Genomic DNA, 13,589 nt, shown 5'->3' on the forward strand with positions numbered 1-13,589 from the left:
TCAACTTCATGAGAGCCCTAGACTACTTTCATTTAATATTATACCGTTTCTACCTCCTCCACATCCCGCCCCAAAAAGTAATCCTCTACAAATTTCCAGCGCCTGTCATCGGTCATGTCGGTCTGGAAGAAGCGACCAAGTAGCTCCACTGAACGCTCCTGCCGCTGGTGGACATCCTTTACAATGGAGTTTTCATAATTTGTGGTAGCAAAGCGCTCAATCTTCAGAGGGTCATTGATCCGGATAAAAATTTGAGGCAGTTCGCCGCCAGAGAGTTCATACGTGGCCAGATCAAACATCTCCAGAATATAAGCAAGCTTGAGCGATTCCTGGTTCTTCTCCGGCTTAACAGAGATATAGTGTTGTAAGGTGGTCTCCGTCTCCGCAAGGGCTCCAAACAGATTCTGGAACTTCTGGCGGGTAGAGTTCTTCACTTTGGATAGTGCCAGGTTGATTACCTGGTACTCTGTTTCCCCGTTGGTCTGCGCTTTGCGGGTCTGGATAAAGTTGGTTCCCGTAGCCTGCGTGTGTCCATTTCGGCCAAAGTCTGACTTTTCGCTATACAATGAGGTTAGCAGGTTAGCTGCTTTACGGGCTAATGTTTCGTTCTCGAACTCCACATTCAACTTCTGAGTCAGTTGTTCTTTACTGAAGAAGCCGGCAAAGCTAAGTAGTACCCGTTCCAGCTTATTTAGTTGAGCCGTCAAAAGATCGAGCGTTTCTTTCCACCCATTTTCAAGCGTCAGGTTGTATTGGAGACGGGGCAGAACAGAGGAAAAGCCAAACCGGGTGAAGAACTCACCGCTAAAGAATTCCTGCTTTACCTTCGGAAAGCTCTCATTCGGGGCAAACTCCTCCCACAGCTTATCCAGCTCAATCTTATAACAAGTACTTTTATCCTCCTGAGGAATGATAAAGCCTCCTCCCGGCCCCGAAAAGGGTACCGCATTGTTAACTTTTTCCTGCCGGTTAAGCCGTCTAACAAACTGACCAAACTGTCTTTCAAAAGCGGCTGTTTCCTCGTAGCTAACTTTGGCGTAAACAGTCGAGAACAGCGCTTTGGGCCGAACAATAAGTACATTGTACCCGAAGCGGGCTATATAATCCTTCTCCAGCACCAGCAAAGCGCTCTTAACTTTTTGCTCCGGATCATCCTCATGCGGAAAAATATAGCTGAAGTCGTCAACCGACACCAGGAAATTCCGCTTGTGTTTCAGTCGGTAGACATTCCACAACTTCCGCAACACCAGGTTAACCTGGTACTGTTTCAATGATGAGAGACCAAACAGAACTTTGGCGAATTTAAGATCACGTTCGTTATAGTCCAGACTACCTACACCCGTCAGGCCGGTTTGCCGGGCCAGTCGGCCAATTTCCTGCACATAATCGGCCAGGGTACCTGAAGGGGCATGGTGGTAAACCTCTACTATATCCGAGATGTCTACGCCCATACCAAAGGCTTTGGTGGCCAGCACGACCGTGATTGTTCCATTTTTGAAGCCATTAAGCGCACGCTCTCGTTCGGCCTGAGCTACCCCACTGTAGTAAATAGCCACCTTTGACCGAGTCGATGCATCCAAACGGGACATAATATCCCGAATTTGGCGTACCCACGGGAAATACACAATCGACTTAGTGCCATTCGCTACCATATCCCGGATTCGTCTGGCTGTCTGATCGAGCTTGATTTGCTCATGATTTCCCACGTTGATGTTCAGGCGGTCAATCCGAAACGAAATTTCCGGTCGGATAATGTTGCCGATGTACTTGGTGGGATTCTGCATGTTCAGGCTGGATATGGTCTGATACACCAGATCATTCGGTCCGTCGTGGACGGCAGTGGCGGTGAGTGCCATTACCGGAAAGCGATAGTCGTAGTACTTACGGATCTTACGAATGTAGTTGCCCATAAACCAGTAGTCTACCCGGAAATCACGGCCCCAGGTAGTTACCAGGTGGGCTTCGTCAACCACCAGTAAACCAAGCTGTCGGTCGCCTATAAACGTGCGAATATCATACGATAGCAGCAGCTCAGGAGACAGGTACAGCACCGAAATATCTTTACGGGCAATTTTATCAATTATATCCTGACGCTCCGTGAGGGTAATATCCGAGTTGATATAGGCTGCCTTGTCGTAATGGCGGTCGCGCCGTAGTGCTTCCACCTGGTCGTACATAAGCGCCTTAAGGGGAGATACCACAATTGTGACCAGCTCATAGCGGTCGGCCAGGTACATGGCCGGCACCTGAAAAAGTACGGATTTACCGGCACCCGTTGGAGAGGTCAGGAACACGTCTTCGTACACTTTTTTGGCCTGAGCCGCTTCCGTCTGCCGCACTACGTGTTCAACGACCGCACCCTGAGAGACCTCTATCAGTTCATTGCTGATTGCCGGATCATCATAAATCCTAAGGGTTCGGAAACTTGGCTCCGGATTTGTTGCCGTACGCCAATGCCGTTGCAGAATGGCCAGTAACTCAGGCCGGAAATACGTATCCCGTTCCGTTTTCCGGATGTAAAACTGAAAGGCAACATTAGCCTGCTGGAGCATGAAGTGCAGGATAGCCAGCTCCCGCTTCTCGCTTGCTGTCCGGATATTGCTCTCGTCGATCAGGATCTCGATAGGCTCCGCCGGCGACTCACCGCTAAACAGTTGCCACTTAAAATCCTGATAGGCATTATCAGATGACTTAAACTGGATCGCTCCAACTGGAAGGCGCTGCTCCGTAACGGGTAGGGCTGCCGGCAGCACATCAACTCCGTCAAAGAACGATTGGCGTTTTACGTTCTGGGAAGCAGTGGCTTCATTCTCCAGGAATTGGACGTAATCCTTATCATGCTGTCGAAAGCAGTTGGCATAAAACGAACAAAACACTTCATCATCGTCAAAAGGCCGATTCTGCTCTATTGTCCATTCCAGGTCAATGAAGCTATGGTTCGCCTGATTAGGCACCCGGCGGTAGAAGGTATTATCGAAAATGGTAAACTGTCGTCCCATTCGCTCCATGTTCCGTACTTCCTGCGAGAGCTTAAGGAATTCCTCATAGAACATTATCTGATTACCCGAAGCGGGCTTGCGCAGAATCGGTACATAATCCAGTATGGTCTCGTTGATGTAATCCAGGTCAATTTGCCCGGATGCATTAATAGCCTGCGAGTCGATCAACGGAAAATGTGCGGCAACTGCCTGCACAAAGGACACGGGCAGTCCTTTGTAGACAAACACCTGGTTCTGAGAAGGGAAGTTAGCGTTAAGTTGGGTAAGGTGCCAGGGAAGTAAGTTTGTGAACATAAAAGAGGATGGTTTTGGAAGTTTAAAGTTCTATATACGTTGCTTTCTGCCTGTTTAGCAAGTCAGATTTCAATCTCACAGGTATCCAGTTCTAATTCTGGTAAAGCCAGCATTACACCTTCGGCAATGCCGCCGATAGAGCCCGCCATGGCGGTTGTACTGTCAATCACCGCATTAATTTGCTTTTCACGCATACTCCAGATTTTCTTCATGGCGCGCTTTTCCTGTTCAAGTCCGGCCTGCATCGACTGAAAGGCCCGAACAATAGACCGAACGCACTGCTGAAATTCATTACTGGTCAGATACTCATACAGCCGCTGCATTTTATCGCCTTTATTCTCACTGGCGGTCTGAACTTCTGATACTTTCAGGACTCCCATACGCAGTACAGTAGCCAGGGCACGGGCGTTGGAGAACGAACAAACCCATACACCTTCAATTTCGCCAAAATGGGTCGTCCCATTAGGCATCGCATCGGTCACTAACACCGCTATATCGCCGTTGTGTCGCTGTTGATCGGCTTTTAGCTTATCAATCCAGGCCGGGCTAAAGGCTTTGGTACGCTTGCTCTCATACACGATTCGACCGCAGAATCGGCCATACTCATTGCGTACAGCCTGGATCAAATCAGCTCCGTTAACGCCTTTGCCGACCTCCTCAATTTCATCAAAAGGGAAGGTATCCTTCAGGAGTTTCTCCAAAGCAACCTCCTGAACTTCGCCCTGGGTTTGCTGGGAACCCTGTTCAATTTTACGCTTCATAGCGTCCAGTTGAGCCGTAAGTGCGTTTATTAACCCTTGCTGTTCCTCTTCCTTTAAGTGGGTCTCCTCACGGGCTTTTTCTAAAGCCTTTCGCTCAACCTCCGCTAGCGTGCTCTGAAGCCGCTTCTCTACATCCAGCTCCAAGGCTGCCCGCTGTTCGTCCAATTCACGTTGTTGCCGTAGTAAAAGCAATTCTTTCTGCTGGAGTGACTTGACCGTCTCCGATTTGGTACGAAGTTCTTCCTGCAACAGGTCGATGGCGGATTGCTGCTCAGAACGGGCTTTCTGAAGCGCTTCCGCTTGCAAGGCTTTCAATTGGGTATCTACTGCCTTTTGTACCTCCAGTTGTAATTCCTTTTCTTTAGCCTGCATAGCCAGCTTATCGCGGTGCAGTTCTTCTTCGCGTTTTTTGATTTCCGCTTTCAGATCCGCAAAATGCTGGTTATACTTTCGCGCCAACTGATGTTCAACCTGATGCGTAAAGGAAGCTTCCAGGTCGATTGGCTGATGGCAGTGAGGACAACTAAAGGCTTGGTTCATAGACAGGAAGAAGTTTTGAAGTGGACAACGTCTCTCCAGGGTACGAATATCGTGCCAATCAAAAATTGTGATTATTTGCGGAATTATTGCATATTTATTTTTCAATAATTGAATTTATATGTCAAAAAATGATAGCAAAATCTTACTGTCCTGGATTGCGAGCAATAATGACTTTGATAAGGGGGAGGTAAAGACGTCAGGACCGACCTGGCAGTTTCACCAGTATTTTTTTACGCATGATAGGCATATTATTTTATCATCTAAACCGGATGAAGATATTAGGCTGGAAAAGCTGTTAAATCGCTTGATGCTTGACTTCCCGGACCGTCGGGATAAAATAGAAGGACGGTACATGAATATTCCGGATAATGATGTAATCAATGTCTTTGCACTCAAACCCAAAGTAGAAGCGCTGTTGCTGGAGCTCTCCGCTACTGCTAAGCAGATTGATGTCTTTATTTCACCTGGAACTCCTGCAATGCAGGTAGTCTGGTATCTATGTCAAAGTGGGTTGGGACTTCCTATGCGCTTGTTACAGACCCGTGAGGCTAAATTCACCCAGAATAACCTTCCAGAATTGATAGCAGTAGAAGCAGAGCAGTCAACTATCCCTATATCCGTTGTTGTACGACAACAGCTAAACGATTCACCTGAGCAAGAGAGTGATTATTTAATTACAGATGCATTAAGCCCTGTTTATAGCCGAGCCAAACGTATTTCAGAAACTGAACGGGTGACCTGCCTGATACAGGGGGCCAGCGGAACGGGTAAGGAACACCTGGCCCGGTACATTCATCAACAATCAAATCGAGTGAAGCGCCCCTTTATAGCTGTGAATTGCTCCGCATTAGGTGACTCCCTGCTTGAATCCCGGTTATTTGGTCATGAAAAGGGGGCATTTACCGGGGCGGAAAAAGCAACTGAAGGTTTCTTTGATGCGGCAAAGGGTGGTACCTTATTTTTAGATGAGATCGGCGACATCTCGCCGTATATGCAACAGACGTTGCTACGCGTATTGCAGGAGCAGGAGTTTACCCCCGTAGGGGCTACAAAGCCCCGTAAAGCTGATGTGAGAATAGTAGCAGCCACTCACAAACCACTCAGGCAAGCATGTCAGAACGGACAATTTAGATGGGACCTATTTTACCGGCTTTCTGTTGCTGAGCTCTACTTACCACCGCTCTCTGAACGCGGTCTACCTGATAAACAGGCACTCATAAAGCATTTCGTAAAAGCAAAACAGAAAGCTTTTCGTAAGCCTAACCCACTCAAGTTTACAACAGCCGCTAAGAAGCTTCTGGACATGTACCTGTTTCCGGGAAACGTTCGGGAACTGGAAAACCTGATTGAATCACTATACGTATTTACTGACGGTACCGTTGATGTTGCTGACTTGCCGGATTGGCTCCAGCATCCGGACAGCCCTGAAAGCAGCTTCAAGTGGGAGTTTCATGAGAAAGAGCTGATTCGGCGTGCTCTTCAATATTTCAATGGCAATAAATCAAAAGCCAAAGAAGCTTTGGGCTATGGCTCAATAAATACGTTGATGGACAGGATTAAAGAATATAAAATTTAAATATTGGAGTTTTTAGGTTTTGAAAGACGTCAAAAATTTGGATCATATACTAACTTAGCGTCAGCTCTTCAACAGACTGGATCAGTTCAGCTATAGTGCCATCTAGCTTTATGGTTCGAATGCTTAGGCAAGTATCGTTGTATTGGTAACTTTCGTTGATAGCTTGTCCGTTTTCAGGATATACTAATATGCCATCAAGCTGATAAGCACCACAGTAAGTAGCTAATTGATACAGATGAGCACTATGCAGTTTTTCTTGATGAATGGCATTTCGGTAATATTTTGTGTCCAGTATTTTTCTACCCTCAATAAGAATGTCAGGTATAAGGGCAGGTAAATGACTGATCGTCTGCCTTGCCTGCGCCCAGTTTGTTTTAACACTCTTTACCACTCTTCGTTCAGGTAGCTGCCGTTGAATAGTAGAACGAATGAAATCTTCAAAAAGCCGATTCATATCAACCAGAAACCCTGAGAACAGACTCTCTCCACTTCGTTCATGTAGCACTGTGTTGGAAAAAATCAGATAACACAGGTTAATAATTGATTGATAATGACGGTTAAGCTTATTATATGCCAGCCGCTGAAACATAGCTTCTGTTAGATTGACTTCACCTGTTTCTGCCAATCGACGATAATAATTCTTTACTCGGGTCAGCAGTGGTTTTTGAAGGGGTAGTTGCAACGCCAGCCGCAAGGTACCTCGTAGCATACCATTCATTACTGTTTGGTGCGAGAGTTCATCGTATTCGCAACGGAAACGAGTTTGCTCAGTTGGTATACGCCCTACTTTATATTTACCTTTCACGCGAGCTAAGTCCTCCTCCAATGTTTGATACTCTTTTAACATGCCTCGTTGTAATAGCTTTTCCAACCATTCTAATAAAACAAAAACATAGATATCTAATAGATCATAATTTTTGCAGGCATCTAACTGAGTGTACCTCTCCCATTGTGCTAGCTGGTACTGACTAGCCAGCATAAACAGAAGATTATTAATAGGCACTTTGGGCTGCACCACTAAGGTGCGTCCAGTAGGCAAGAGCATACTGCCTACCCACGAATGAGTAGTAATCCGCCAACCTTGTTCTGCCGGCTTAATGGTTATTAAATGAGGGGCCAGCCTCAATAAAGCTTTTATCTCATCTGGCTGTAATAAGACTGGTTCTGAAGTTGCGTGTTCCTGGAGAAATAAGGACTCCATGCTTATAATTGATTGAAAAATAAACTCTTAAGTTCGGAGAGCTTTGCTGAATCATCCATGTAGTATTCTTCTAATAAAGGTTGCAGATCGAATTCCCAAATATCTTCCAAGAGCTCAGGAGTAAGGGGAGAGGGCAATCTGGGACTTACAAAATAACTATGGCCGATGGCAAAGCTTTCTCCAAGTGAGGGCGTAGTAGCTAGTTGTAGGTTAATCTTCTTTAGATTTTCAGCTAACTTCTCAGCCGAAAAACCTGTCACTTGCAGTTGGGCAACGAGCAAGTAGTCAGTCCGAAGTGTGATGAATGAAAAGCGCCTACGTAAGGCGTAGTCAACCAAGGAGAGGGAGCGGTCGGCTGTATTCATTGTACCTATCAAATAGACGTTTTCCGGAATATGAAAGTCTTCTTCAGGACGGTAAGTAAGTTTTATTCGTTCATTCCGGTATTCGAGCAGGAAAAGTAACTCACCAAATATTTTAGCCAGGTTGCCTCTATTTATTTCATCAATTAAGAGTACATACTTTTTACCATCGTTGGCTCTTTGGCTAATTAGGGCTTTCTCACAGAAGAGTTTAAATATGCCTGACATCAGAGTAGCTCCTCCTCCTTCAACAGGTCGGTAACCTTCTACAAAGTCTTCATAGGCGTAGCTAGGGTGAAATTGTACAACTTCGGCCTGGTCTTTGATCCCATCCGTTAAATACCTTTGTAAAATTTTAGCCAAATAGCTTTTACCGGTTCCAGGAGCCCCCTGTAAGATCAGTTGCTTTTTTCGCTCTAGCAGTGCAATTAACCTTTCAAATTCATCTTCAGAGAGGTGAGCGTCTGCAAAAGCTTGACTTAGGGTGTAAGTGCGGTCATGAATATGAGGTTCTTTGGCCTTTACTTCCCCTGATCCATCTAGTTCAATAGCCAACAATAGCATTACCTTTTGGATATAGTCGGTATACCGTGTAATGTCTGTTAAAGCTTTCATTGAAAGTTGAAATTTCGGGTCGTGGGAAAAAAGCCCTTGTTTTTTCCAATCCACTCCGATCCGATTAGGGTATGCCTCTGAAGCTTGCTCGTCGAATAGATATTCTTTAGTGACAATCCCCCAACCCAGGTAATGATATAATCCTTTCTTGGCAACAATAATGTCGCCCTCTTTTATGTCATGTGCGAATTGCCAACAAGCTAAAGCATTATTCCTTTGGTTGGTTTCACCACCATATACTTCTATATGCTTCTCTCTAATCTTCTCTTTAGTATCGTATTGCCTTAAGTCACCTAATTCTGGCCAGCCAATAGCTGCAACTTTATCGTTTAGAAAGTTCTCCCATTCTGTACCGTTCGCTCCTGCGCCCAATAGCCAAAATCGCCGACCTGGCGGCAGAGAAGGTAATTTAGGGGGTAGTGGTAGATTGTTAATGTTCATAGTCAGCCAGTAACAGAAGGAGTCAAATTCAACGTAGGCGGTTGTAGAAGTTCTTTGCCCTACAATTTCTAAATAAGCTTGTATAAGAGGTTTTATTGACTCCGTAAATACCTCAAACCGTTTGCCCTTTGAACTACCCCTAGGGTATTTTATCGAAACCCCCAAATATTCAATGGTCTTTATTGTCCTATCATTCATGCTTATTAATTGATCAGGAAAGCACCATTGGAGGATTTCGGAAATGGTAGCATCCCCAAAATAATCTACGCTCTTTTGGAAATGATCAAAACGGGTAGCGAGGGATGCCTCGCCATATAGGAGCTGAATAAATTCAGACCGGTAATGCTCAATTGAATGATTTGGGTTTCCTAAAGCATTAGCCCCTGCTAAGCGAAGGGACTGAAAAGTATGCAAGTTTAGACGTAAAGCTTGAAAGTCAGGCCATTGGGCTGTCTCTAAAAAAGATTTCTCCCTGAATTTCTTAAAGAATTGAATACGATCTGGCTGAAAATCAAATTCATGAAAGAATGCATCGGCACTTAGGTTGAACAGCTCGAGGTAATGCTGAGCTTGAATCGGTAATGACATAGAATTAAGTAAACTTCTTTGTTAAGGGTGTAGAAAAATTATTTGGCAGAGACTTATCCTTCACCCAAGTGATGATAGCTGTGAAGGCTTCTAATTCTTGCATGTTGGTTTAGCGCTAGCCCTGTTCTCGCTGTAAAAGGCTCCACAGACCAAAAACAAGGGTTTGCTGATACTGATCGATGCCGAGCGTCTGCTGACGATCTACTTTGTACAGAGAAAAGGTCAAGTTTCAAAAATAATGAACAGATAATGCTAGACAAGAATTGTGAACACCTTTGAGCACAAATTTTTAAACGGCAGGCCAAGGAGGGACTGTCCAGCAAACCCCTCGTATAAATGAACAGAGGCTTAGCTATCTTTTTACTTCAAAGAGTAACCCCTCTGATATTAGGATGTTACTGGTGGTGATACAAGTACTAATACAAGCGGGAGCAATACTTCCTTTATACGGTAAAAGTTAACTACCGTTTAATAAGTCGGTTATTGAAAAGTTGAAAATTCATCTGTAACTAGGTCACGAGAATTTTAAAGTAAAATCATGCATCAAGTCTACAGACCCACTAACCTCATCAATTCTACAGAACATTTTTTACTACATCTTACCTCTAAATTATTCTTAAGCTCTTCTTTTCTTTTTATGCTTGTCTTATGTATAGCCGTTTTGGCTTGCAAAACGGCTGAACCGGATGCAGTTAAGAGCGACAAGAAAGACATATCAAATCTAGCGGTAGAGGGATTGCCTGGAGCAAATATTGTGTTTGACCAATCCATCAGTACTTATTCTGTTACCGTTCCGGCTGGTACCAACGTTTCTGCTCTTAATGTGACATTCTCGTTGCCCCAAGGGGCGACGTCAAGACCAGAGTCTGGTTCCATTCAGGATTTTAGAAACCCTGTTAATTACACAGTTACAGCCGAAGATAAGAGCAGCAGAACATATATTGTCAGAGTTGTTGTTCAGGCAGCACCAAAAGCGACCGAGAAGCAAATAACAGCGTTCTCGTTTGAAGCGTTTAACCCTGTTGTACAAGCAACCATTGACCAAACAACCAAAAAGATCACGGCTACCCTTCCGGCCAATGCCAACTTATCAGCTTTAACACCAACCATCACTGTATCAGCAAAAGCAACAGTATCACCTACATCGGGTGTGACTCAGAATTTCGTGAATCCTGTTAACTACACAGTAACTGCTGAAGACGGTAGCACACAAGTGTATGAAGTCAAAGTAGATAAAGCAACTCCTCAGACAAACATGGTCCACGATGGTAATAAAAAGGTTATTCCTGTAGGTGGTAACTCTTGGGTTATAAGTCCTACAGGTGGAGTAGAATTCGTAAGCAATGAGGGCCTAGAAAATTGGCAGAATGCACAGACTACACTGACTACCTATGTACGAGTAGCTCAGGCAGGCAGCCTTAAAGTTTCCGTGGGTCTTAGAGTACCAAATGGAGAAAGCAGATTCGCTGTTACTATTGCTGGAAAAACTGTACAATTTACAGCTAAAGGAACTGAGCAGATTGAATACATGGTGGATGAGTGGACTATTGCTAATGCAGGTTATGTCAGAATTGATTTACAAGGGCTTTCAAAATCTGGAACATTGTTCGGTTTGATTACCAACGTGGCAGTTAGCGGAACCTCCGTTGCTGGTCAGGTATCTTATGTACCTAATAATAACGACAACTACTTTCATTGGGGAAGACGCGGACCATCTGTTCACTTATGGTATACTATACCGACACAAGAGGATGTAGAGTGGTTTTATAATGAAGTAACGGTCCCTGCAAATTCCGATGTAATTGGTTCGTATTATATGGCCAATGGCTTTGACGGGGGATACTTTGGTATGCAGGTGAATTCTACTACGGAGAGACGTATCCTCTTTTCAATTTGGAGTCCATTCCAAACTGATGATCCAACCAAGATTCCTGAAGACCAGAAAGTTAAACTACTTAAAAAGGGGAGTGAGGTAGTATCGGGCGAATTTGGGAATGAGGGCTCGGGAGGACAGAGTTTTTTGCGATATAATTGGAAGGCAGGAAATACGTATAAGTTCTTAGTTCGTGCTCGTCCCGCTATGAACAATTATACGGATTTCAGCGCTTACTTTTTTGCGCCTGAAGAAGGTACCTGGCGTTTAATAGCCAGCTTTTCACGGCCTAAAACCAACACCTACCTCAAAGGTTTATACTCCTTCCTTGAGAACTTCAATCCTAACACTGGTAATCTCGAGCGAAGCGCTTACTACGGTAATCAATGGGCATTTACAAAGGGAGGCAACCGGTTTGAAGTGAGCAGAGTTACATTCTCAGCTGATGAAACAGCGTCTAGAGGTTACAGAATGGATTACTCTGGAGGGGTTCTGAATGGAAGATTCTTTTTAAGAAATTGTGGGTTTTTTAACGACTTCACTCAGATAAGCACCAGTTTTAGTAGGGGGGCAACGGGTACTCCCCCTATCATTGACTTTGCTTCTTTACCATAATGTACTGTAAATCTTCCAGCCTGGCTAAAAACCTGTTGCATATATGAAACTACTAAATTGGAATATCTGCCATGGCGGAGCAAAAAATTTAAACGCAATTTCGGAAGCTATTGCAAAACACAACCCGGATGTAGTCGTACTGACTGAGTTCCGGAACGGAATGAGTGGTCAGCAACTTCTGAAGAATTTGAAAGATTTAGGGCTAGAGCACCATACAAAAGCGGAGGCTCTCCCAAATGATAATAGCGTTGTAATTGCTAGCCGCTGGATTGGTACCGATGCTTTAATTGAGGTTCCTGCTGCTTTGCAGAAATATGTTACAGCTACTAAAATAGGAGATGTAACCATCATCGGTACCTTCTGTGCCAGGGAAGATGTAGGAAAGAACTTTTTCGGTTTTCTTTCAGCTTTGCAAAATGGCTACCGTCCTAAATTAACGTTGGCCACTGGAGATTTTTACTTTGGACCCAAAGGCTCAAACCCAAGAAATTATAATCAACTTCAGCCTCTTTGGAATGCTGGATGGAAAGATATATGGAAACGAGACAACCCCGATAAAACCTTATGGTCTTATCGAAGTTCTGCCGGCGGTGTTTCGCGTCCCGATCATATAGTTGCTACTGAAGACTTGGCACCACGTATCAAACGCTCTTGGTATTCACTAAATGAGCTGGATAATAAATTGTCGGATCATGCACCCATGCTAGCAGAAATAGATTGACCACCTGATTGAGCCTCCGTATCACTTCTTTACATAGAGCTTCGAAGACCTTAGTAGTTGGCTCAGCGTCTTTGGAGAGGTATGGGGCTTACTAAGCTTAGCCTTAAAATGATCACACAGTTGCAACATCCGCCTCTTGAACCTCGTATCGGCGGTGGATACGCTGTACCTGAACAGCTTGGAAGTTTCTACCCTTAGATGTCTTGAAACCGTTGGCGTTCAGCTCGGCCGCAATTGTCGACCAGGACTTACCCACTTCTCGACCATTCCGGATTACCACGGCTGCCCGGCGGTTATTCTCATTTTCATTAGCCATCTCCCGGCTTAGCCGAGCCCCAACCGCAGCGGCTGCGGTCTTTTTCTCGTTCTTGCCCTTCAACCGCCATTCACCAATCTGTTTTACTTTCTGCTGTAGAGCCTGTTTGGTCCGAATACCAATGAGTTCCCTCTCCCGATCGGCAATTGCCATAAATAAGGTAAGGGTAAATTTATCCAGGTGAGGAATATCGCATGATTCCAGGCGCCCCTCCAACTGCTGATAGAGCCAAAGCGCCTGCTCCGTATCCCGACTCAGCCGGTCGATCTTGGCCACCACGAGCGTAGCGTTTTCCTGTCGGCAGAGCGCCAGTGCCTGTTGGAGTTGGGGCCGCTTGTGAATGGTCTTACCGCTGCGGACATCGGTAAACTGGGCAATAATATTCTTACTCTTATAGAAATGCTCAACATAGGCCCGCTGAGCTTCCAGCCCCAAGCCGCTGTCACCCTGCCGCTTGGTGGACACCCGGTAGTAGACGATATATTTCTGCTCCATGGGGTCTAAGATAGCGAATTTTACAAAGGCGTTACGCTCCTTATGGCTTTGTAAATACCCGTACTGAACCTTAACTGGCATTTATAAATTTAGAGTTTTCTATGGTTTAAGCAAGTGTGTATGTATAAGTTTTATCATATTCCTGGTTTTTACCCACCACGGCATAGGCCCGTAAGATTAACTTATTGCGAA

8 protein-coding genes are annotated in these 13,589 nt (G+C 44.9%); 3 read left to right on the top strand and 5 right to left on the bottom strand.

The window, feature by feature from the left end:
• Positions 1-38: 38 nt before the first annotated feature.
• Positions 39-3,293: a DEAD/DEAH box helicase gene (locus tag ABD949_RS19690; protein WP_345246163.1), complete on the bottom strand. Its 3,255-nt coding sequence runs from the start codon at positions 3,291-3,293 to the stop codon at positions 39-41.
• Between the two features lie 62 nt (positions 3,294-3,355).
• On the bottom strand, positions 3,356-4,594 hold the full coding sequence (locus tag ABD949_RS19695) for a DUF2130 domain-containing protein (RefSeq protein ID WP_345246165.1): 1,239 nt from the start codon (positions 4,592-4,594) through the stop codon (positions 3,356-3,358).
• A gap of 118 nt (positions 4,595-4,712) precedes the next feature.
• On the opposite strand from ABD949_RS19695, the gene ABD949_RS19700 reads away from it, so the two are divergent.
• Entirely contained in the window at positions 4,713-6,170 is a 1,458-nt protein-coding gene (locus ABD949_RS19700; protein WP_345246167.1) for a sigma 54-interacting transcriptional regulator, read from the top strand.
• Positions 6,171-6,219: 49 nt separating this feature from the next.
• On the opposite strand, the gene ABD949_RS19705 is transcribed toward ABD949_RS19700, so the two are convergent.
• Complete coding sequence (locus ABD949_RS19705; RefSeq protein ID WP_345246169.1) at positions 6,220-7,371, bottom strand: McrC family protein; 1,152 nt, start codon at positions 7,369-7,371, stop codon at positions 6,220-6,222.
• Between the two features lie 2 nt (positions 7,372-7,373).
• Entirely contained in the window at positions 7,374-9,377 is a 2,004-nt protein-coding gene (locus tag ABD949_RS19710) for an McrB family protein (RefSeq protein ID WP_345246171.1), read from the bottom strand.
• A gap of 538 nt (positions 9,378-9,915) precedes the next feature.
• On the opposite strand from ABD949_RS19710, the gene ABD949_RS19715 reads away from it, so the two are divergent.
• The gene (locus ABD949_RS19715; RefSeq protein WP_345246173.1) at positions 9,916-11,865 is read left to right on the top strand and encodes a DUF3472 domain-containing protein; all 1,950 of its coding nucleotides are present in this window, start codon (positions 9,916-9,918) and stop codon (positions 11,863-11,865) included.
• Positions 11,866-11,908: 43 nt separating this feature from the next.
• Positions 11,909-12,586, top strand: coding sequence for an endonuclease/exonuclease/phosphatase family protein (locus ABD949_RS19720; RefSeq protein WP_345246175.1), 678 nt, complete (start codon positions 11,909-11,911; stop codon positions 12,584-12,586).
• A 112-nt stretch (positions 12,587-12,698) separates the two neighbouring features.
• Here ABD949_RS19720 and ABD949_RS19725 read toward each other — a convergent pair whose 3' ends face one another.
• Positions 12,699-13,397, bottom strand: coding sequence for a recombinase family protein (locus ABD949_RS19725; protein ID WP_345246177.1), 699 nt, complete (start codon positions 13,395-13,397; stop codon positions 12,699-12,701).
• Positions 13,398-13,589 lie beyond the last annotated feature (192 nt).

This window comes from Nibrella saemangeumensis, from assembly GCF_039541915.1.
Lineage (GTDB): Bacteria > Bacteroidota > Bacteroidia > Cytophagales > Spirosomataceae > Nibrella > Nibrella saemangeumensis.